General features: G+C 56.5%; 27 protein-coding genes. All 27 read right to left on the bottom strand.

Annotated elements, in window-relative coordinates; translation table 11 throughout:
* Positions 1-12: 12 nt before the first annotated feature.
* Entirely contained in the window at positions 13-1,344 is a 1,332-nt protein-coding gene (gene secY, locus ABIE20_RS14945) for a preprotein translocase subunit SecY (RefSeq protein WP_010220319.1), read from the bottom strand.
* On the bottom strand, positions 1,345-1,779 hold the full coding sequence (gene rplO / locus ABIE20_RS14940) for a 50S ribosomal protein L15 (protein WP_429505695.1): 435 nt from the start codon (positions 1,777-1,779) through the stop codon (positions 1,345-1,347). It lies immediately after the preceding gene.
* Positions 1,780-1,782: 3 nt separating this feature from the next.
* Positions 1,783-1,959, bottom strand: a complete 177-nt coding sequence (gene rpmD / locus ABIE20_RS14935; protein ID WP_010220317.1) for a 50S ribosomal protein L30 — start codon at positions 1,957-1,959, stop codon at positions 1,783-1,785.
* Between the two features lie 2 nt (positions 1,960-1,961).
* Complete coding sequence (rpsE, locus tag ABIE20_RS14930) at positions 1,962-2,462, bottom strand: 30S ribosomal protein S5 (protein WP_010220316.1); 501 nt, start codon at positions 2,460-2,462, stop codon at positions 1,962-1,964.
* Between the two features lie 3 nt (positions 2,463-2,465).
* Complete coding sequence (gene rplR, locus ABIE20_RS14925) at positions 2,466-2,816, bottom strand: 50S ribosomal protein L18 (RefSeq protein ID WP_009397496.1); 351 nt, start codon at positions 2,814-2,816, stop codon at positions 2,466-2,468.
* A 10-nt stretch (positions 2,817-2,826) separates the two neighbouring features.
* Positions 2,827-3,360, bottom strand: coding sequence for a 50S ribosomal protein L6 (rplF, locus tag ABIE20_RS14920; protein WP_010220314.1), 534 nt, complete (start codon positions 3,358-3,360; stop codon positions 2,827-2,829).
* A 12-nt stretch (positions 3,361-3,372) separates the two neighbouring features.
* Positions 3,373-3,765 carry a 30S ribosomal protein S8 gene (gene rpsH / locus ABIE20_RS14915; RefSeq protein ID WP_010220313.1) on the bottom strand — a complete coding sequence of 131 codons (393 nt, stop codon included), beginning with the start codon at positions 3,763-3,765 and terminating at the stop codon, positions 3,373-3,375.
* 209 nt (positions 3,766-3,974) lie between these two features.
* Positions 3,975-4,280: a 30S ribosomal protein S14 gene (rpsN, locus tag ABIE20_RS14910; protein ID WP_038998487.1), complete on the bottom strand. Its 306-nt coding sequence runs from the start codon at positions 4,278-4,280 to the stop codon at positions 3,975-3,977.
* A 13-nt stretch (positions 4,281-4,293) separates the two neighbouring features.
* Positions 4,294-4,833, bottom strand: coding sequence for a 50S ribosomal protein L5 (gene rplE, locus ABIE20_RS14905; RefSeq protein ID WP_010220311.1), 540 nt, complete (start codon positions 4,831-4,833; stop codon positions 4,294-4,296).
* Between the two features lie 20 nt (positions 4,834-4,853).
* On the bottom strand, positions 4,854-5,168 hold the full coding sequence (rplX, locus tag ABIE20_RS14900; RefSeq protein ID WP_009397501.1) for a 50S ribosomal protein L24: 315 nt from the start codon (positions 5,166-5,168) through the stop codon (positions 4,854-4,856).
* A gap of 11 nt (positions 5,169-5,179) precedes the next feature.
* Entirely contained in the window at positions 5,180-5,548 is a 369-nt protein-coding gene (gene rplN, locus ABIE20_RS14895; protein WP_002555479.1) for a 50S ribosomal protein L14, read from the bottom strand.
* A 23-nt stretch (positions 5,549-5,571) separates the two neighbouring features.
* Positions 5,572-5,838 (bottom strand): 30S ribosomal protein S17, encoded by a 267-nt coding sequence (gene rpsQ, locus ABIE20_RS14890; RefSeq protein ID WP_008374160.1) that lies wholly within the window; start codon positions 5,836-5,838, stop codon positions 5,572-5,574.
* A 2-nt stretch (positions 5,839-5,840) separates the two neighbouring features.
* On the bottom strand, positions 5,841-6,032 hold the full coding sequence (gene rpmC / locus ABIE20_RS14885; protein ID WP_002555481.1) for a 50S ribosomal protein L29: 192 nt from the start codon (positions 6,030-6,032) through the stop codon (positions 5,841-5,843).
* Complete coding sequence (rplP, locus tag ABIE20_RS14880; protein WP_003255479.1) at positions 6,032-6,445, bottom strand: 50S ribosomal protein L16; 414 nt, start codon at positions 6,443-6,445, stop codon at positions 6,032-6,034. Before rplP ends, rpmC begins: the two co-directional genes overlap by 1 nt.
* 12 nt (positions 6,446-6,457) lie before the next feature.
* A complete protein-coding gene (gene rpsC / locus ABIE20_RS14875; RefSeq protein WP_010220308.1) occupies positions 6,458-7,144 on the bottom strand; it encodes a 30S ribosomal protein S3 in 687 nt (228 codons plus the stop codon).
* Positions 7,145-7,157: 13 nt separating this feature from the next.
* Positions 7,158-7,490: a 50S ribosomal protein L22 gene (gene rplV / locus ABIE20_RS14870; RefSeq protein ID WP_003103908.1), complete on the bottom strand. Its 333-nt coding sequence runs from the start codon at positions 7,488-7,490 to the stop codon at positions 7,158-7,160.
* Between the two features lie 11 nt (positions 7,491-7,501).
* On the bottom strand, positions 7,502-7,777 hold the full coding sequence (gene rpsS, locus ABIE20_RS14865; protein ID WP_002555486.1) for a 30S ribosomal protein S19: 276 nt from the start codon (positions 7,775-7,777) through the stop codon (positions 7,502-7,504).
* A 16-nt stretch (positions 7,778-7,793) separates the two neighbouring features.
* A complete protein-coding gene (gene rplB / locus ABIE20_RS14860; protein WP_038606161.1) occupies positions 7,794-8,618 on the bottom strand; it encodes a 50S ribosomal protein L2 in 825 nt (274 codons plus the stop codon).
* A 14-nt stretch (positions 8,619-8,632) separates the two neighbouring features.
* Positions 8,633-8,932, bottom strand: coding sequence for a 50S ribosomal protein L23 (gene rplW / locus ABIE20_RS14855; RefSeq protein ID WP_010220306.1), 300 nt, complete (start codon positions 8,930-8,932; stop codon positions 8,633-8,635).
* Positions 8,929-9,531 (bottom strand): 50S ribosomal protein L4, encoded by a 603-nt coding sequence (gene rplD, locus ABIE20_RS14850; RefSeq protein ID WP_010220305.1) that lies wholly within the window; start codon positions 9,529-9,531, stop codon positions 8,929-8,931. The genes rplW and rplD overlap by 4 nt, the downstream gene beginning before the upstream one ends.
* Positions 9,532-9,543: 12 nt before the next feature.
* A complete protein-coding gene (gene rplC / locus ABIE20_RS14845; protein WP_010220304.1) occupies positions 9,544-10,179 on the bottom strand; it encodes a 50S ribosomal protein L3 in 636 nt (211 codons plus the stop codon).
* 80 nt (positions 10,180-10,259) lie between these two features.
* Positions 10,260-10,571, bottom strand: coding sequence for a 30S ribosomal protein S10 (rpsJ, locus tag ABIE20_RS14840; protein ID WP_003186070.1), 312 nt, complete (start codon positions 10,569-10,571; stop codon positions 10,260-10,262).
* Positions 10,572-10,713: 142 nt separating this feature from the next.
* Positions 10,714-11,907 (bottom strand): elongation factor Tu, encoded by a 1,194-nt coding sequence (gene tuf, locus ABIE20_RS14835; RefSeq protein ID WP_010220303.1) that lies wholly within the window; start codon positions 11,905-11,907, stop codon positions 10,714-10,716.
* 30 nt (positions 11,908-11,937) lie between these two features.
* Positions 11,938-14,085, bottom strand: a complete 2,148-nt coding sequence (gene fusA / locus ABIE20_RS14830) for an elongation factor G (RefSeq protein WP_045202252.1) — start codon at positions 14,083-14,085, stop codon at positions 11,938-11,940.
* Between the two features lie 30 nt (positions 14,086-14,115).
* Positions 14,116-14,586 (bottom strand): 30S ribosomal protein S7, encoded by a 471-nt coding sequence (rpsG, locus tag ABIE20_RS14825; protein WP_008089143.1) that lies wholly within the window; start codon positions 14,584-14,586, stop codon positions 14,116-14,118.
* A 120-nt stretch (positions 14,587-14,706) separates the two neighbouring features.
* The gene (rpsL, locus tag ABIE20_RS14820; RefSeq protein ID WP_003186084.1) at positions 14,707-15,078 is read right to left on the bottom strand and encodes a 30S ribosomal protein S12; all 372 of its coding nucleotides are present in this window, start codon (positions 15,076-15,078) and stop codon (positions 14,707-14,709) included.
* 210 nt (positions 15,079-15,288) lie between these two features.
* Positions 15,289-19,488 (bottom strand): DNA-directed RNA polymerase subunit beta', encoded by a 4,200-nt coding sequence (rpoC, locus tag ABIE20_RS14815; protein WP_045202248.1) that lies wholly within the window; start codon positions 19,486-19,488, stop codon positions 15,289-15,291.
* Between the last annotated feature and the right edge of the window lie 43 nt (positions 19,489-19,531).

The following is a 19,531-nucleotide window of genomic DNA, read 5'->3' as shown; positions in this document are numbered from 1 at the left end:
CTTAAGGGTCAATCAGCGCAGCAGACCGCTGCCACCGTAGCCTTTCAGGTTGGCTTTCTTCATCAGGGATTCGTACTGGTGCGAAACGAGGTGCGATTGTACTTGGGACATGAAGTCCATCACAACCACTACCACAATCAGCAACGAGGTCCCGCCAAGGTAGAACGGAACGTTTGCCGCGACCACCAGGAACTGGGGAAGCAGACACACGGCCGTCATATAAAGAGCACCGAACATGGTCAAGCGGGTCAGAACGCCATCAATGTAGCGCGCCGACTGCTCACCTGGACGGATGCCCGGAATAAAGGCACCGGACTTCTTCAGGTTTTCCGCTACGTCTTTCGGATTGAACATCAACGCCGTATAGAAGAAGCAGAAGAAAATAATCCCTGCACTAAACAGCAGAATATTCAACGGCTGACCAGGAGCGATCGACTGCGAGATGTCCTGCAACCAGCCCATACCTTCGGACTGACCGAACCAGGCACCCAGCGAAGCCGGGAACAGCAAGATGCTGCTCGCGAAAATGGCAGGGATTACACCCGCCATGTTCACTTTCAACGGCAGGTGGCTGGTCTGCGCAGCGAAGACCTTGCGGCCCTGCTGACGCTTGGCGTAGTGAACGGCGATACGACGCTGACCACGCTCAATGAACACCACGAAACCGATAATCGCTACTGCCAGCAAACCGATAGCGACCAGGGCGAAAATGTTGATATCGCCTGTGCGTGCAGACTCGAAAGACTGCCCGATTGCTCTCGGAAGACCGGCGACGATACCTGCGAAAATCAACATCGAGATACCGTTGCCTACACCGCGCTCGGTGATCTGCTCGCCCAGCCACATCATGAACATCGCGCCGGCCACGAAAGTGGACACCGCAACGAAATGGAAGCCAAAGTCAGCAGAAAACGCCACGCCCTGACCGGCCAGGCCAATGGACATGCCAATGGCCTGGACCAGCGCCAGGATAACGGTGCCGTAGCGGGTGTACTGGCTGATCTTGCGACGGCCAGCTTCACCTTCCTTCTTCAACTGCTCCAGCTGCGGGCTGACGGCGGTCATCAGCTGCATGATGATCGATGCCGAAATGTACGGCATGATCCCCAGTGCAAAGATGCTCATCCGTTCCAGCGCGCCGCCGGAAAACATGTTGAACAAGCTAAGAATGGTCCCCTCATTCTGTCGAAACAGTTCCGCCAGCCGGTCCGGGTTGATACCTGGAACTGGGATGTGTGCGCCTATCCGGTAGACGATGATCGCCAGGAACAGAAAACGCAGACGAGCCCAGAGTTCAGACATCCCGCCTTTGCCGAGCGAAGAGAGAGCACCTTGCTTAGCCATTTATTCCTCGAACTTGCCGCCAACTGCTTCGATAGCCGCACGCGCACCTTTGGTGGCTGCGATACCCTTGATGGTGACCGCGCGAGTAACTTCGCCGGACAGCATGATTTTCACACGCTGTACGTTTTGGTTAATCACGTTGGCATCCTTCAGGGATTGCACGGTGACAACGTCGCCTTCCACTTTGGCCAGCTCGGACAGACGCACTTCTGCGCGGTCCATGGCTTTCAGGGAAACGAAGCCGAATTTCGGCAGACGACGGTGCAGCGGCTGTTGACCGCCTTCAAAGCCTGGAGCAATGGTGCCACCGGAACGGGAGGTCTGACCTTTGTGGCCGCGGCCACCAGTCTTACCCAAACCGCTACCGATACCACGGCCCGGACGATGCTTCTCGCGACGGGAACCCGGCGCTGGACTCAGATCATTGAGTTTCATCGATTAACCCTCGACGCGCAGCATGTAGTAAGCCTTGTTGATCATCCCGCGATTCTCGGGAGTATCCAGGACTTCTACAGTGTGACCGATGCGGCGCAGACCCAGACCCTTAACACACAGTTTGTGGTTAGGGAGACGGCCGGCGGTGCTTTTGATCAGCGTTACTTTAACGGTAGCCATGATCAGCGGATCTCCTCAACGCTCTTGCCGCGCTTGGCAGCAATGGACTCAGGAGATTGCATAGCCTTCAGACCCTTGAAAGTGGCATGAACCACGTTCACTGGGTTGGTCGAGCCGTAGCACTTGGCCAGGACGTTCTGAACGCCAGCAACTTCCAGGACGGCACGCATTGCGCCACCGGCGATGATACCGGTACCTTCCGAGGCAGGCTGCATGTACACCTTCGACGCGCCATGGGCGGACTTGGTGGCGTACTGCAGAGTAGTGCCGTTCAGGTCTACCTGAATCATGTTGCGACGGGCAGCTTCCATGGCTTTCTGGATCGCAGCAGGTACTTCGCGCGATTTGCCACGGCCGAAGCCAACACGACCTTTACCATCACCAACCACGGTCAACGCGGTGAAAGTGAAGATACGGCCGCCTTTGACGGTTTTAGCAACGCGGTTAACTTGAACCAGCTTCTCGATGTAGCCTTCGTCGCGCTTTTGATCGTTATTTGCCATAACTTAGAACTCCAGCCCGCCTTCACGAGCAGCATCAGCCAGCGCTTTGACGCGGCCATGGTACTTGAAGCCGGAACGGTCAAAGGCAACTTGAGATACACCGGCGGCTTTCGCGCGCTCAGCTACCAGCTTGCCAACCTTAGTGGCCGCGTCGATGTTGCCGGTGGCACCATCACGCAGTTCTTTGTCCAAGGTCGAGGCACTGGCCAGAACCTTGCTGCCGTCGGCCGAAATGACCTGGGCGTAGATGTGCTGCGAGGAGCGGAACACGCAGAGACGCACGACTTCGAGTTCGTGCATTTTCAGGCGTGCTTTGCGAGCGCGACGCAGTCGAGTAACTTTTTTGTCGGTCATTTGCTAGGCCCTACTTCTTCTTGGCTTCTTTACGACGGACGACTTCGTCCGCGTAACGCACACCCTTGCCTTTGTACGGCTCTGGTGGACGGAAGTCGCGGATTTCAGCGGCCACCTGACCTACCAGCTGCTTGTCGATACCCTTGATCAGGATATCGGTCTGGCTTGGGGTCTCTGCGGTGATACCGGCCGGCAGTTCGTAATCCACTGGATGCGAGAAGCCGAGTGCCAGGTTCAGCACGGTGCCTTTGGCTTGTGCTTTGTAACCAACACCGACCAGCTGGAGCTTGCGCTCGAAGCCTTGGCTTACGCCCTGGACCATGTTGTTCACCAGGGCGCGGGTAGTACCGGCCATAGCGCGAGTTTGTTGATCGCCATTGCGAGCAGCGAAACGCAGCTCACCAGCTTCTTCAACAATTTCAACCGACGAGTGAACGTTCAGTTCGAGAGTGCCCTTGGCACCCTTCACCGAAAGCTGTTGGCCGACGAATTTGACTTCGACACCGGCTGGCAGCTTAACGGGGTTCTTAGCGACGCGAGACATGCTTATCCCCCCTTAGAACACTGTGCAGAGAACTTCGCCGCCGACACCGGCAGCGCGCGCAGCACGATCAGTCATCACACCTTTGTTGGTGGAGACGATAGACACGCCCAGACCGCCACGTACTTTCGGCAGTTCTTCGACGGACTTGTACTGACGCAGGCCTGGACGACTTACGCGCTTGACTTCCTCGATGACCGGACGGCCTTCGAAGTATTTCAGCTCGATGGAAAGCGATGGTTTTACTTCGCTGCTGACTTGGTAGCCAGCGATGTAACCTTCGTCTTTCAGAACTTTGGCTACCGCAACCTTCAGAGTCGACGAAGGCATGCTTACGACGGACTTTTCAGCCATCTGGGCATTACGGATGCGAGTTAGCATGTCCGCTAACGGGTCCTGCATACTCATGGGCTAGACGCTCCTGATACAAGAAAAATTAGCCTCTCGGCTACTACAGTCCCCTGAAATCGCCGGACGTAAAAACCCGGGCTCAGGAGAGCCGGTCATTCTAGACAGTTCCCAGAAACGAAACAAGCCCCAGAAGGGGCTTGTTTCGTTGCAAGGTCACCGGTGGTCGGAAGATTGCTCCCCCGCCACCTGGACGCTGCCGGTACGTCTTACCAGCTGGCTTTAACCAGACCTGGAACGTCACCGCGCATTGCTGCTTCACGCAGCTTGTTACGGCCGAGGCCGAACTTGCGGTAAACGCCGTGTGGACGACCGGTGATGCGGCAACGGTTACGCAGGCGCGCAGCGCTGGCGTCACGTGGTTGCTTCTGCAGAGCTACGACAGCGGCAAAACGCTCTTCTGGAGTTGCTTCCAGGTTCACGATGGTCGCTTTCAGCTCGGCACGCTTCTTGGCGTACTTGGCAACAGTGAGCTGACGCTTCAGCTCACGGTTTTTCATGCTCTTCTTGGCCATTTTCCTACTCCAATCAGTTGCGGAACGGGAATTTGAAAGCACGCATCAGAGCGCGGCCTTCGTCATCGTTCTTGGCAGTGGTGGTCAGGGTAATGTCCAGACCGCGCAGAGCATCGATCTTGTCGTAGTCGATTTCCGGGAAGATGATCTGCTCTTTCACGCCCATGCTGTAGTTGCCACGACCATCGAAGGACTTGGCATTCAGGCCGCGGAAGTCGCGAACCCGAGGCAGGGAGATCGCCAGCAGGCGGTCCAGGAACTCGTACATACGATCACGGCGCAGGGTAACTTTAACGCCGATCGGCCAGCCCTCACGGACTTTGAAGCCCGCGATGGATTTCCGAGCGAAAGTCACAACGGCTTTCTGACCGGTGATCTTCTCCAGGTCAGCAACAGCGTGTTCGATGACTTTTTTGTCGCCGACAGCTTCGCCCAGACCCATGTTCAGGGTGATCTTGGTAACGCGCGGAACTTCCATCACGTTCGCCAGCTTAAGTTCTTCCTTAAGCTTGGGAGCAATCTCGTTCCGGTAAATCTCTTTCAGTCGTGCCATGGTCTTCTACCTAGCAGTGTTCAAGCATCAACCGCTTTTTGGGTCGACTTGAAGACACGAATTTTTTTGCCGTCTTCTACTTTGAAACCAACGCGGTCAGCCTTGTTGGTTTCGCCGTTGAAAATGGCGACGTTGGAAGCGTGCAGTGGCGCTTCTTTCTCGACGATACCGCCCTGTACGCCCGACATCGGGTTAGGCTTGGTATGACGCTTCACCAGGTTGATCCCACCAACGACCAGACGGTCGTCAGCGAGAACCTTGAGCACCTTACCGCGCTTACCTTTGTCTTTGCCGGCGATCACGATGATCTCGTCGTCACGACGAATCTTTTGCATGTCGGATCTCCTTACAGCACTTCTGGGGCGAGCGAGACGATCTTCATGAACTTCTCAGTACGAAGTTCACGGGTCACTGGCCCAAAGATACGGGTGCCGATCGGCTCTTGCTTGTTGTTCAGCAGAACAGCAGCATTGCCATCAAAGCGGATGATGGAGCCGTCAGCACGACGGACACCGTGGCGAGTGCGGACTACAACAGCAGTCATCACTTGGCCTTTCTTCACTTTACCGCGAGGAATTGCTTCCTTGACGGTTACCTTGATGATGTCACCGATGCCGGCGTAACGGCGGTGCGAACCGCCGAGAACCTTGATGCACATGACGCGACGAGCGCCGCTGTTATCGGCCACATCGAGCATGGATTGAGTCTGAATCATAAAATTTCTCCGACCCTTAGCCCTTAGACTTCAACAGCGCGTTCGAGAACTTCAACCAGTGCCCAGGACTTGGTCTTGGCCAGCGGACGGGTCTCGCGGATGGAGACCTTGTCGCCGATATGGCACTGGTTGGTTTCGTCGTGCGCGTGCAGCTTAGTCGAACGCTTAACGTATTTACCGTAGATCGGGTGCTTTACGCGACGCTCGATCAGTACGGTGATGGTTTTGTCCATCTTGTCGCTGACGACACGGCCAGTCAGCGTACGGACGGTTTTTTCAGCTTCAGCCATGATCACTTACCTGCCTGCTGGTTGAGCACAGTTTTCACGCGAGCGATGTCACGCTTAACTTGCGAGAGCAGGTGCGACTGCCCCAACTGGCCAGTTGCTTTCTGCATACGCAGATTGAACTGGTCGCGCAGCAAGCCGAGCAGTTGCTCGTTCAGCTGCTGTGCTGATTTTTCACGAAGTTCATTCGCTTTCATCACATCACCGTCCGCTTAACAAAGGAGGTGGCGAGAGGCAGCTTTGCAGCCGCCAAGGCGAAAGCCTCACGCGCCAGCTCTTCAGAAACACCCTCGATCTCGTACAGGACTTTGCCTGGCTGGATCTGGGCAACCCAGTACTCCACGGAACCTTTACCTTTACCCATCCGCACTTCGAGAGGCTTCTTGGAGATCGGCTTGTCCGGGAACACACGGATCCAGATTTTACCGCCACGTTTTACGTGACGGGTCAGAGCACGACGTGCCGACTCAATCTGGCGGGCGGTGAGACGACCGCGAGCAACAGCTTTCAGAGCAAACTCGCCGAAGCTGACTTTGCTACCGCGCAGTGCCAGACCACGGTTGTGGCCAGTCATCTGCTTGCGGAATTTTGTACGCTTTGGTTGCAACATTTGGCGTACCCCTTACTTAGCAGCTTTTTTACGAGGCGCTGGTGCTTGTGGTTTCAGTTCTTCTTGGCGACCACCAATTACTTCGCCTTTGAAAATCCAAACCTTCACACCGATCACACCGTAAGTGGTGTGAGCTTCGTAGGTGGCATAGTCGATATCGGCACGCAGGGTGTGCAGGGGCACACGACCTTCGCGATACCATTCAGTACGTGCGATTTCAGCACCGCCGAGACGACCGCTCACTTGGATCTTGATGCCTTTGGCACCAATGCGCATGGCGTTCTGTACGGCGCGCTTCATGGCGCGACGGAACATCACACGACGCTCCAGCTGCTGAGCTACGCTCTGAGCTACCAGCATACCGTCGAGTTCCGGCTTGCGGATCTCTTCGATGTTGATGTGCACAGGCACACCCATTTGCTTGGTCAGGTCCTGACGCAGTTTCTCAACATCTTCACCTTTCTTCCCGATAACGATACCTGGACGAGCGGTGTGGATGGTGATGCGTGCAGTTTGGGCCGGACGATGGATATCGATACGGCTAACGGACGCGCTTTTTAGTTTGTCTTGGAGGTACTCACGCACATTCAGATCTGCGAGCAAATAGTCCGCATAAGTCCGACCGTCTGCGTACCAGACGGAGGTGTGCTCCTTGACGATTCCCAGGCGAATGCCAGTGGGATGTACTTTCTGACCCATCTGATCGACTCCGTTACTTGTCCGCAACCTTGACAGTGATATGGCAAGACCGCTTGACGATGCGATCAGCGCGGCCTTTGGCACGCGGCATGATGCGCTTCAGCGAACGCCCTTCGTTGACGAAAACGGTGGAGACCTTCAGGTCATCAACGTCTGCGCCTTCGTTATGCTCGGCGTTGGCTACGGCCGACTCGAGGACTTTCTTCATGATTTCAGCGGCTTTTTTGCTGCTGAAAGCCAACAGGTTGAGCGCTTCGCCCACCTTCTTCCCGCGGATCTGGTCGGCGACCAAGCGGGCTTTCTGGGCGGAGATTCGAGCGCCCGACAACTTAGCGGCTACTTCCATTTCCTTACCCCTTAACGCTTGGCTTTCTTGTCAGCCACGTGCCCACGATAAGTGCGGGTACCGGCAAACTCGCCCAGTTTATGGCCGACCATGTCTTCGTTCACGAGAACTGGGACGTGTTGGCGACCGTTGTGTACCGCGATGGTCAGACCGACCATTTGTGGCAGGATCATGGAACGGCGCGACCAGGTCTTAACTGGTTTGCGATCGTTCTTTTCCGCCGCCACTTCGATCTTCTTCAGTAGGTGAAGATCGATAAAAGGACCTTTTTTCAGAGAACGTGGCACTGTCGTATCCCTCTATTTACTTGCGACGACGGACGATCATGTTGTCGGTACGCTTATTACCACGAGTCTTCGCGCCCTTAGTCGGGAAGCCCCATGGCGATACCGGATGACGACCACCGGAGGTACGACCTTCACCACCACCATGTGGGTGGTCAACCGGGTTCATGGCAACACCACGAACGGTTGGGCGAACGCCACGCCAGCGTTTGGCACCAGCTTTACCCAGCGAACGCAGGCTGTGCTCGGAGTTCGAGACTTCACCCAGGGTCGCACGGCATTCAGCCAGGACTTTACGCATTTCACCAGAGCGCAGACGCAGGGTCACATAGACACCTTCGCGAGCGATCAGCTGAGCCGAAGCACCAGCGGAACGAGCGATCTGTGCACCTTTGCCCGGCTTCAGTTCGATGCCGTGAATGGTGCTACCCACTGGGATGTTGCGCAGTTGCAGGGAGTTGCCTGGCTTGATTGGAGCCAGAGCGCCTGCGATCAGCTGGTCGCCAGCAGCAACGCCTTTAGGGGCGATGATGTAGCGGCGCTCGCCGTCTGCGTAGCACAGCAGTGCGATGTGAGCAGTACGGTTTGGATCGTATTCGATACGCTCGACAGTGGCGACGATGCCATCTTTGTCGTTGCGACGGAAATCGACCATACGGTAATGCTGCTTATGACCACCACCTACGTGACGAGTAGTGATACGGCCATTGTTGTTACGACCACCAGACTTCGATTTCTTCTCGAGCAGCGGTGCGTGAGGAGCGCCTTTATGCAGCTCCTTGTTGACCACCTTGACCACGAAACGGCGGCCAGGGGAAGTCGGTTTGCATTTAACGATTGCCATGATGCACCCCTTCCTTACTCAGCACTGCTGCTGAAATCGAGATCTTGGCCTGGCTGAAGCGAAACGATCGCTTTCTTCCAGTCATTGCGCTTGCCCAGACCACGTGCGGTACGCTTGGTTTTACCCAGAACGTTTACAGTCGACACGTTTTCGACTTTTACGCCGAACAGGCCTTCGACAGCTTTCTTGATTTCCAGCTTGGTTGCGTCAGTAGCAACCTTGAATACGAACTGGCCTTTTTTCTCAGCCAGAACGGTAGCCTTCTCGGAAACATGCGGGCCAAGGAGGACTTTAAATACGCGTTCCTGGTTCATCCCAGCAGCTCCTCGAATTTCTTCACGGCCGACACAGTGATCAACACTTTGTCGTATGCGATCAGACTGACCGGATCGGAACCCTGTACGTCACGTACGTCGACGTGCGGCAGGTTACGAGCAGCCAGGTACAGGTTCTGATCAACAGCGTCCGAAACGATCAGTACGTCGCTCAGACCCATGCCGTTCAGCTTGTTCAGCAGGTCTTTGGTTTTCGGTGCTTCAACAGCGAAGTCCTGAACCACGACCAGACGGTCGGTACGCACCAGCTCAGCGAGGATGGAACGCATTGCTGCGCGGTACATCTTCTTGTTGAGCTTCTGCGAGTGATCCTGAGGACGAGCTGCGAAAGTGGTACCACCGCCACGCCAGATTGGGCTACGGATAGTACCGGCACGAGCACGGCCAGTGCCTTTCTGACGCCATGGGCGCTTACCGCCACCAGCAACGTCGGAACGGGTTTTCTGCTGCTTGGTGCCTTGACGGCCGCCGGCCATATAGGCCACGACTGCTTGGTGTACCAGCGTCTCGTTGAATTCGCCGCCGAAAGTCAGTTCGGAAACTTCGATCGCTTGAGCGTCATTTACATTTAGTTGCATGTCAGCTTCCCCTTAACCGCGAGCCTTGGCAGCCGGACGCACAACCAGATCGCTGCCAGTTGCGCCTGGAACGGCACCCTTGACCAGCAACAGATTGCGTTCAGCGTCGACGCGCACTACTTCGAGGGACTGAACGGTCACGCGCTCGGCGCCCATGTGACCGGACATTTTTTTGCCCTTGAATACACGACCAGGAGTCTGGCACTGGCCGATAGAGCCCGGGACGCGGTGGGAGACGGAGTTACCGTGGGTGTTATCTTGACCGCGGAAATTCCAGCGCTTGATGGTACCGGCAAAGCCTTTACCCTTGGACTGGCCGGTAACGTCTACCAGCTGACCTGCAGCGAAGATTTCAGCGTTGATCGAATCACCGGCCTGGAACTCACCTTCTTCAAGGCGGAATTCCCAGACACCGCGACCCGCGGCAACGTTCGCTTTAGCGAAGTGACCTGCTTGAGCAGCAGTCACGCGCGAAGCGCGACGCTCACCGACAGTGACTTGCACTGCACGATAGCCATCGGTTTCTTCAGTTTTGAACTGGGTGACGCGATTCGGCTCGATCTCAATGACCGTGACCGGAATGGAGACACCTTCTTCGGTGAAAATACGGGTCATACCGCATTTACGACCGACTACACCAATAGTCATGTTGTAAACCTCATGAGTGTACGGGGCTTTCACCCGCTATGGCCGCCCATTTCAGAGCGTTACACGACTAAGACCGAGTCTTAGCCGAGGCTGATCTGCACTTCCACACCGGCCGCAAGATCAAGCTTCATAAGAGCATCAACGGTTTTATCCGTTGGCTGGACGATGTCCAGAACGCGCTTATGAGTACGGATCTCGTACTGGTCACGCGCGTCTTTGTTGACGTGCGGGGAGACCAGAACGGTGAACCGCTCTTTACGGGTAGGCAGTGGAATTGGACCACGCACTTGAGCACCAGTACGTTTCGCGGTTTCCACGATTTCCTGGGTGGATTGGTCGATCAGGCGATGGTCAAAAGCCTTCAACCTGATACGGATTTGCTGATTTTGCATTGGATTTCAGACTCCAGGCTGCTATTCCCACCGGGCGCACTACGCCCGTTAAAAGGAGGCGTGATTCTATAGAGGGCCCCACTGAGTGTCAACCCAATAAAAAAGCCCCCGCTGAGCGGGGGCCTTTTTAAGCGATCAACGATTACTCGATGATTTTGGCTACGACGCCGGCGCCGACGGTACGACCGCCTTCACGGATAGCGAAACGCAGACCGTCTTCCATCGCGATGGTTTTGATCAGGGTAACAGTCATTTGAATGTTGTCACCTGGCATTACCATTTCAACGCCTTCTGGCAGCTCGCAGTTACCAGTCACGTCAGTAGTACGGAAGTAGAACTGTGGACGGTAGCCTTTGAAGAACGGAGTGTGACGGCCGCCTTCTTCTTTGCTCAGAACGTAAACTTCTGCGGTGAACTTGGTGTGCGGCTTGACCGAACCTGGCTTGACCAGAACCTGGCCACGCTCAACGTCGTCACGCTTGGTGCCGCGCAGCAGCACGCCGCAGTTCTCGCCAGCACGACCTTCGTCCAGCAGCTTGCGGAACATCTCAACACCGGTGCAGGTGGTGGTGGTGGTGTCACGCAGACCAACGATTTCCAGGGCGTCTTGAACGCGGACGATACCACGCTCGATACGACCGGTAACAACGGTACCACGACCCGAGATCGAGAATACGTCTTCGATTGGCATCAGGAACGGCTTGTCGATAGCGCGCTCAGGCTCTGGGATGTAGCTGTCCAGAGTCTCAACCAGCTTCTTGACAGCGGTGGTGCCCATTTCGTTGTCGTCTTTGCCTTCCAGCGCCATACGAGCCGAACCGATGATGATCGGGGTGTCGTCGCCTGGGAAGTCATAGGTGGACAGCAGGTCGCGAACTTCCATCTCGACCAGTTCCAGCAGCTCAGCGTCGTCTACCAGGTCAGCCTTGTTCAGGAAGACCACGATGTACGGAACGCCAACCTGACGGGACAGCAGGATGTGCTCACGGGTTTGCGGCATCGGACCATCAGCGGCCGAGCAAACCAGGATCGCGCCGTCCATCTGGGCAGCACCGGTGATCATGTTCTTCACGTAGTCAGCGTGACCTGGGCAGTCGACGTGAGCGTAGTGACGAATGTTCGAGTTGTACTCGACGTGTGCGGTGTTGATGGTGATACCGCGAGCTTTCTCTTCTGGAGCGCTGTCGATCTTGTCGAATTCGACGACGGCCGAACCGAAAACTTCGGAGCAGACGCGAGTCAGAGCTGCGGTCAGAGTGGTTTTACCGTGGTCAACGTGACCGATGGTGCCAACGTTGACGTGCGGAAGGGAACGATCAAATTTTTCTTTAGCCACGACAGTGAACCTCTTGCCTAAAGGGCTGGATTAGCCTTGTTTTTTAACGAGTGCTTCGACGATATTCGACGGAGCTTCGGCGTATTTGGAGAATTCCATGGAGTAGCTCGCGCGACCCTGAGACATGGAACGAACGTCGGTCGCATAACCGAACATTTCTCCGAGCGGAACTTCAGCACGGACAACCTTGCCGGACACCGAATCTTCCATACCCTGGATCAGACCACGACGACGGTTCAGGTCACCCATCACGTCACCCATGTAGTCCTCAGGGGTCACAACTTCTACCTTCATGATCGGCTCAAGCACTTTACCGCCGCCTTTGGCTGCGAGTTGCTTGGTCGCCATGGAGGCCGCCACCTTGAACGCCATCTCGTTGGAGTCGACGTCGTGGTAGGAACCATCAAACACGGTAGCCTTCAGGCCGATCAGCGGATAGCCGGCAACGATGCCGTTCTTCATCTGCTCTTCGATACCCTTCTGGATCGCCGGGATGTATTCCTTAGGAACCACACCACCTACAACCTCGTTGGTGAATTCCAGGCCTTCGGTGATGTTGCCTTGTGCGTCCACTGTTGGCTGCGAGAAGCGAATCCAGCAGTGACCGAACTGACCGCGACCACCGGACTGACGAACGAACTTACCTTCGATCTCGACGTTGTCCTTGGTGATCTGCTCGCGGTACGAAACCTGTGGCTTACCAATGTTGGCTTCGACGTTGAACTCGCGCTTCATGCGGTCAACGAGGATGTCCAGGTGAAGCTCACCCATACCGGAGATGATGGTCTGGCCGGTTTCTTCGTCGGTTTTGACGCGGAACGACGGGTCTTCCTGAGCCAGCTTGCCCAGTGCGATACCCATCTTTTCCTGGTCTTGCTTGGTCTTCGGCTCAACAGCTACCGAGATCACAGGCTCCGGGAAGTCCATACGCTCGAGGATGATCGGCTTGTCGGCGTTGCACAGGGTGTCACCGGTGGTGACGTCCTTCATGCCGATCAGAGCAGCGATGTCGCCTGCCAGTACTTCTTTGATTTCTTCACGCTGGTTGGCGTGCATCTGCACCATACGACCAACGCGCTCTTTCTTGCCCTTGACCGAGTTGATCACGGAGTCGCCGGACTGCAGCATACCCGAGTAAACGCGGACGAAGGTCAGAGTACCCACGAACGGGTCGGTGGCAATCTTGAACGCCAGAGCCGAGAACGGCTCGTTGTCGTCGGCATGACGCTCGTCGTAGTCGGCGTCAACCAGCTCTTCTTTCGGCTTCTCGATCAGATCAGGGTGGATACCCTTGATCGCCGGGATTTCGGTCGGAGCAGGCAGGAAGTCGATAACGGCGTCGAGAACCAGGGGAACGCCCTTGTTCTTGAACGACGAACCGCAGACAGCCGGAACGATCTCGCTGGCCAGGGTGCGCGCGCGCAGACCGGCTTTGATTTCTTCGACGGTCAGCTCACCTTCTTCAAGGTACTTGTTCATCAGCTCTTCGTTGGCTTCGGCAGCGGCTTCGACCATATTGGCGCGCCACTCTTCAGCCAGCTCCAGCATATCGGCAGGAATTTCTTCCTCGCGATAAGTGGTGCCTTTGTCGTCGTCGTTCCAGTAGATAGCCTTCATCTTGATCAGGTCGACCTGACCCTGGAAGTTATCTTCCGAACCGATGGCCAGCTGAACAGGAACCGGGGTGTGACCCAGACGGTTCTTGATCTGACCTACGACGCGCAGGAAGTTGGCACCGGCACGGTCCATCTTGTTCACGTAAACAACACGTGGAACGCCGTACTTGTTGGCTTGACGCCATACGGTTTCGGACTGCGGCTCAACGCCGGAAGTGCCACAGAACACAACGACCGCGCCGTCGAGTACGCGCAGCGAACGTTCTACTTCAATGGTGAAGTCAACGTGGCCAGGGGTATCGATGACGTTTACGCGGTAGTTGTCATACTGGCCACGGGAACCCTGCCAGAAGGTGGTAACAGCAGCGGAGGTAATGGTAATACCCCGCTCCTGCTCCTGCACCATCCAGTCGGTGGTCGCGGCGCCGTCATGCACCTCGCCCATCTTGTGGCTCAGGCCTGTGTAGAACAGGATCCGCTCGGTAGTGGTAGTTTTGCCCGCGTCAACGTGCGCGCAAATACCGATGTTACGGTAGCGGTTGATTGGTGTAGTACGAGCCATAGAGCCCTCGCAAAAATAGTGATGCCAGAATTAGAAGCGGTAGTGCGAGAACGCTTTGTTGGCTTCGGCCATACGGTGTACGTCTTCACGCTTCTTGACTGCAGCACCTTTGCCTTCAGCAGCATCCAGCAGCTCGCCAGCCAGGCGCAGAGCCATGGACTTCTCGCCACGCTTGCGGGCGTAGTCTACCAACCAGCGCATTGCCAGGGCGTTACGACGGGATGGACGAACTTCAACAGGAACCTGGTAAGTGGCACCGCCAACACGGCGCGACTTAACTTCGACCAGCGGAGCGATGGCGTCGAGAGCTTTCTCGAAGATTTCCAGGGGATCGCTGTTCTTGCGTTCTTTAACCTTGTCCAGTGCACCGTAAACGATACGCTCGGCAACGGCTTTTTTGCCGCTTTCCATTACGTGGTTCATGAACTTGGCGAGGATCTGGCTTCCGTATTTTGGATCGTCCAGAATCTCACGCTTGGCTGCTACACGACGTCTTGGCATTGATAAGCCCTCAAACGGTCTTCAGGTTAGCCCGGGACAGTGCCCCCTAAGGGTGCGTGCCCGACCTTACTCTTATCGACTCAATAAAATTGATAACTGCAAACTGCGACAAACGGCCGATTACTTCGGACGCTTGGTACCGTACTTCGAACGACCTTGGTTACGACCTTTGACGCCGGAGGTATCCAGGGAGCCGCGAACGGTGTGGTAACGAACACCTGGCAAGTCTTTTACACGGCCGCCACGGATCAGGACGACGCTGTGCTCTTGCAGGTTGTGGCCTTCACCGCCGATGTACGAGGAAACCTCGAAACCGTTGGTCAGACGCACACGGCAAACTTTACGCAGTGCCGAGTTAGGTTTTTTCGGCGTGGTGGTGTACACACGGGTGCACACGCCACGACGTTGCGGGCAGTTCTGCAGCGCAGGAACGTCGGATTTCTCGACGATACGCTTACGCGGCTGACGTACCAGCTGGTTGATAGTTGCCATCTACTAGCTCCACTGTTGTCTTGCGACGCTATTGTCTTGCAAGAAAAGCAAAAATTGGCAGGACGGAGTCCCACCAAATTTAGGGGTACAAGAGTCTAAAGAGGATCTTGCCCCCAGTCAAGACAAGGCCCCGGCCCTCCCCTTCCGGTCATCGGCAACAAATTATGTCGCCGATGGCCAAAACAGGTTTGCCGGGGCCCCGTCCTACTTTCAGTTACCGCTGGAATTCAGCGCTTCGGTCAGTGCGGCTTCCACCTCACTGGCACTTACGCGCAGCGGTTTGTCGGCATCACGGCGACGCTTGCGCTCGCTGTGGTAGGCCAGACCGGTACCGGCCGGGATCAGACGACCCACGACCACGTTTTCTTTCAGGCCGCGCAGGTAATCGCGCTTGCCGGTTACCGCCGCTTCGGTCAGTACGCGGGTGGTTTCCTGGAAGGAAGCCGCCGAGATGAACGATTCGGTGGACAGCGAGGCCTTGGTGATACCCAGCAGTACGCGCGAGAACTTGGAGATGAACTTGTCATCAGCGCCGAGGCGCTCGTTCTCTACCAGTACCTGGGTCAGTTCCATCTGGTCGCCCTTGATGAAGCTGGAATCGCCGGACTCGGTGATCTCAACTTTACGCAGCATCTGACGCAGGATGGTCTCGATGTGCTTGTCGTTGATCTTCACGCCCTGCAGACGGTAAACGTCCTGAATCTCGTTGACGATGTACTTGGCCAGCGCGCTTACACCCAGCAGACGCAGGATGTCGTGCGGATCGCTTGGACCGTCGGAGATAACTTCGCCGCGGTTAACCTGTTCGCCTTCGAAGACGTTCAGGTGACGCCACTTCGGAATCAGCTCTTCGTACGGATCGCTGCCATCGTTCGGGGTGATGACCAGACGGCGCTTGCCCTTGGTCTCTTTACCGAAGGCGATGGTGCCGCTGACTTCAGCCAGAATCGAGGCTTCTTTCGGACGACGGGCTTCGAACAAGTCGGCAACCCGTGGCAGACCACCGGTGATGTCACGGGTCTTCGACGTTTCTTGCGGGATACGCGCAATAACGTCACCGACGCCGATCTGGGCACCGTCAGCCACACCAACCAGGGCGTTAGCCGGCAGGAAGTACTGAGCCGGTACGTCAGTACCTGGCAGCAGCAGATCCTTGCCATTGGCGTCGACCATCTTGATTGCAGGACGGATTTCCTTACCTGCAGCCGGACGGTCTTTGACGTCCAGAACTTCAATGTTGGTCAAACCAGTCAATTCGTCAGTCTGACGCTTGATGGTGATGCCTTCTTCCATGCCCACGAAGGTCACGGTACCTTTCATTTCGGTAACGATCGGGTGGGTGTGCGGATCCCACTTGGCGACGATTGCGCCAGCGTCGACCTTGTCGCCTTCCTTCACGGAAATGACCGCACCGTAAGGCAGCTTGTAACGCTCACGCTCACGACCGAATTCGTCGGCAATCGCCAACTCACCGGAACGCGATACGGCAACCAGGTTACCGTCGGCACGCTCAACCTGCTTCAGGTTGTGCAGACGAACCATACCGCCGTTCTTCACCTGGACGCTGTCGGCAGCCGAGGTCCGGCTTGCAGCACCACCGATGTGGAACGTACGCATGGTCAGCTGGGTACCCGGCTCACCGATCGACTGGGCAGCGATAACGCCGACAGCTTCACCGATGTTCACCTGGTGACCGCGAGCCAGGTCGCGACCGTAGCACTTGGCGCAGATGCCGTAGCGGGTTTCGCAGCTGATCGGCGAACGCACGATCACTTCGTCGATGCTGTTGAGCTCGATGAATTCGACCCACTTCTCGTCGACCAGGGTACCGGCCGGAACGATAACGTCGTCGGTGCCTGGCTTGAACACGTCACGGGCGATAACACGACCCAGTACACGCTCACCCAGCGGCTCTACAACGTCGCCGCCTTCAATGTGCGGCGTCATCAGCAGGCCCTGCTCGGTGCCGCAATCGATCTCGGTAACCACCAGATCCTGGGCAACGTCTACCAGACGACGAGTCAGGTAACCGGAGTTCGCGGTTTTCAACGCGGTATCCGCAAGACCCTTACGAGCACCGTGAGTCGAGATGAAGTACTGGAGTACGCTCAGACCTTCACGGAAGTTCGCGGTGATCGGCGTCTCGATGATCGAGCCGTCCGGCTTGGCCATCAGACCACGCATACCGGCCAGCTGACGAATCTGAGCTGCCGAACCCCGGGCACCGGAGTCAGCCATCATGTACATCGAGTTGAAGGACTCTTGCTCGACTTCGTCGCCATTGCGGTCGATGACTTTCTCTTTCGAGAGGTTGGCCATCATCGCCTTGGAAACTTCGTCGTTCGCCTTGGACCACAAGTCGATGACTTTGTTGTACTTCTCGCCCTGGGTTACCAGGCCGGAGGCGTACTGGCTCTCGATCTCTTTCACTTCGTCGGTTGCAGTACCGATGATGCGGGCTTTTTCATCCGGGATAACGAAGTCGTTAACACCGATGGAAACGCCGGAGATGGTCGAGTAGGCAAAGCCGGTATACATCAGCTGGTCAGCGAAGATCACGGTCTCTTTCAGACCAACCACGCGGTAGCACTGGTTGATCAGCTTGGAGATCGCCTTTTTCTTCATTGGCTGGTTGACCACGTCGTACGACAGACCTGGTGGTACAACCTGGAACAGCAGAGCACGGCCGACAGTGGTGTCGACGATACGGGTGTTCTTGACGCTGCCGCCATCACGATCGTTGACGGTTTCGTTGATACGAACCTTGATCTTGGCGTGCAGGGCAGCTTCGCCGGCGCGGAATACGCGGTCGACTTCCTGCAGGTCGGCGAATACGCGACCTTCGCCCTTGGCGTTGATGGCTTCACGGGTCATGTAGTACAGACCCAGTACAACGTCCTGCGACGGAACGATGATTGGCTCACCGTTGGCTGGCGACAGAATGTTGTTGGTCGACATCATCAGCGCGCGCGCTTCGAGCTGGGCTTCCAGCGTCAGCGGCACGTGAACGGCCATCTGGTCACCGTCGAAGTCGGCGTTGTACGCAGCACAGACCAGCGGGTGCAGCTGGATAGCCTTACCTTCGATCAGTACCGGTTCAAAGGCCTGGATACCCAGACGGTGAAGGGTCGGTGCACGGTTGAGCAGCACGGGGTGTTCGCGAATCACTTCGGCGAGAACGTCCCAGACCTCTGGCAGCTCGCGCTCGACCATCTTCTTGGCAGCCTTGATGGTGGTCGCCAGACCACGCATTTCCAGCTTGCCGAAAATGAACGGCTTGAACAGCTCGAGCGCCATTTTCTTCGGCAGGCCGCACTGGTGCAGACGCAGGGTCGGACCTACGGTAATTACCGAACGGCCAGAGTAGTCAACGCGCTTACCGAGCAAGTTCTGACGGAAACGACCTTGCTTACCCTTGATCATGTCGGCCAGGGACTTCAGAGGACGCTTGTTCGAGCCGGTGATGGCACGACCGCGACGGCCGTTATCCAGCAAGGCATCGACCGCTTCCTGCAGCATGCGCTTTTCGTTGCGCACGATGATGTCCGGCGCGGACAGGTCGAGCAGGCGCTTCAGACGGTTGTTACGGTTGATCACCCGACGATACAGGTCGTTCAGGTCGGAAGTCGCGAAGCGACCGCCATCCAGCGGAACCAGTGGACGCAGGTCTGGCGGCAGAACCGGCAGAACGGTCAGGACCATCCACTCAGGCAGGTTGCCCGAGCCCTGGAAGGCTTCCATCAGTTTCAGACGCTTGGACAGCTTCTTGATCTTGGTTTCCGAGTTGGTCTGCGGAATTTCTTCGCGCAGGCGACCGATCTCGTGCTCCAGGTCGATAGCGTGCAGCAGCTCGCGGACAGCTTCGGCACCCATGCGGGCATCGAAGTCGTCACCGAACTCTTCCAGCGCTTCGAAGTACTGCTCGTCGTTGAGCAGCTGGCCTTTTTCCAGAGTGGTCATGCCCGGGTCGATAACGACGTAGCTCTCGAAGTAGAGAACGCGCTCGATATCACGCAGGGTCATGTCCATCAGCAGGCCGATACGGGACGGCAGCGATTTCAGGAACCAGATGTGGGCAACCGGCGAAGCCAGTTCGATGTGCGCCATGCGCTCACGACGAACCTTGGCCAGAGCGACTTCAACGCCGCACTTCTCGCAGATCACGCCGCGGTGTTTCAGGCGCTTGTACTTACCGCACAGGCACTCGTAGTCCTTGACTGGGCCAAAGATCTTGGCGCAGAACAGGCCGTCACGCTCAGGTTTGAACGTACGGTAGTTGATGGTTTCCGGCTTTTTAACTTCACCGAACGACCACGAACGGATCATCTCAGGCGAGGCCAATCCGATACGGATGGCGTCGAACTCTTCGACTTGACCCTGGTTTTTCAGCAAATTCAGTAGGTCTTTCAAGGCCTTTCCTCCTGGCGGAGCAGGGAGCGGGCTTTTCAGCCAC

This window comes from Pseudomonas sp. 2835 (genome assembly GCF_050435905.1).
Taxonomy (GTDB): domain Bacteria; phylum Pseudomonadota; class Gammaproteobacteria; order Pseudomonadales; family Pseudomonadaceae; genus Aquipseudomonas.
Note: the sequence above shows the minus strand (reverse complement) of the source record. Positions and strands in the feature narration are given on the sequence as shown.